Consider the following 1,615-nt stretch of genomic DNA (forward strand, 5'->3'; position numbering starts at 1 on the left):
ATCTTTCTGATGTATCTACTGGGTATTTTATCTGCCAGCCATACTTTTTCATTGCCGAAGTAAAATTTTATTCCGTCATTCCATGCCATTTTTGCATCAATGATTAATATACACGGCTTATCATCATGGCGCATTCCCACATTTTCAGCAGTCTCAATATCTTGTGATAAATGAACATATTGCCTACTCTGAGGTAATAAACCATTTTCATTGATTGATTCTAAAAATCGCCTTGCTGTACCATGATACAAAACATCTGGTGGCACCTTTTCTTCTTTTAAAATTTTCATTGGTATTGAATGTCCATAAAATGCCCTGATTCTCCCATCTGCAAGTTCATGGCGTTTCTTCTCAGATTTTTCAATCATCTCCTTCAAATCTGCTTCACAGATGTTGCTCCATTTCACGGTTCTATGCAATGCATCTAAAAGCTGTTCAACTGGAACCCATCCTTCTTCGTCCATTTCTAGTTCATATTCCCATGGTGCATGGCGTAAAGCATAAGAAATCTCCCTACTTAAATCCATATCTTTCATTCCGTTTCCTCCATAAGTTCAAATTCTATCATGGTTTCAACAACATCTTCTAGCCATTTCCACACATTCTCATATATCTTCCGTTGTTCATAGCCACTTGAAGCAAAATCATGAATCACATATACTTGTTCTCCTTTTCCAACTTCAAAACACGCTATGTCGTCACAGTCCCCTCTTCGCGCAAATGGAATTAGATTTCTTTCAGGATATCTTTTTTGCAAGCCAGCAAGCCTGATTCTTACACTTTCTTTATCCATAAAATACCAGACATCAAAATTTGTAAGATTTAATTCTAATAATTTAATAATTGATTTGGGATATACAAAGTTATTAGGTCTTTCATATTCTTCTAATAATTCTATCATTTAATTACCGCTCCATCCAATTATATTTGAACCTAATGGATATGTGTTTCTATATCCGCTATTTTGTTTACCTATCCTTAATAATACAGCATCCCCCCATGTCTGTGGAACCCCTTTTGGTGTTGTAAGCCTTTCAATTAAATCTAAATCCTGTGGTAACACTTCATCAAAAGCATGTACATTGGCTTGCACATCTATTTCTGCGTAACGAGCTGCTAATACTCTTGTATTATCAATAGTTGTCAAATTACCATCTGGCATTCTAACAACATCAATTGGGTCTCCATCCCAGCCTTTTGCTTTCATGCTATCAATAATTTCACTTGCACCATTAACTGAGCTTTGACTAAATCTAATGTCATTCGGATTAATAGTTGCTGTACCACTCTCAGCTCCATTATTTGCGGGATAATATGGTACCAATTCCGTACAATTACTACTTGACTTCCCATAGCTGGTCTCATCAACACTTTCACTAATTTTCCCCTGCGGAGGACAAGCTTTCCTTTCATACCCACTCGGATCATCATACACCACTGGGTTATTCCCGCAGTACGCATACAGATTCAGTCCATCCCCCTGATAGACGTCTTCCTGCATGAAACGCCCGGCAACCGGATTATAATACCTCGCCCGCAGGTAATACTGCTCTGTCAGTTCATCATACTGCTGGCCCGTATAACGGATGCGGTTATTCAGCTGTTCTGTGGTCTC

General features: G+C 38.2%; 3 protein-coding genes. All 3 read right to left on the reverse strand.

The window, feature by feature from the left end; all coding sequences use genetic code 11:
* Positions 1-536, reverse strand: a 536-nt coding sequence (locus DW835_RS04135; RefSeq protein ID WP_147353702.1) for an RNA 2'-phosphotransferase, incomplete at its 3' end; no start/stop codon positions are given.
* A complete protein-coding gene (locus DW835_RS04140) occupies positions 533-901 on the reverse strand; it encodes a hypothetical protein (protein WP_118548258.1) in 369 nt (122 codons plus the stop codon). The genes DW835_RS04140 and DW835_RS04135, both read right to left, overlap by 4 nt.
* Positions 902-1,615 (reverse strand): RHS repeat-associated core domain-containing protein (locus DW835_RS18185; protein ID WP_207665408.1); only part of this gene is annotated, 714 nt, incomplete at its 5' end.

Source organism: Clostridium sp. AM34-9AC, assembly GCF_003480225.1.
Lineage (GTDB): Bacteria > Bacillota > Clostridia > Lachnospirales > Lachnospiraceae > Acetatifactor > Acetatifactor acetigignens.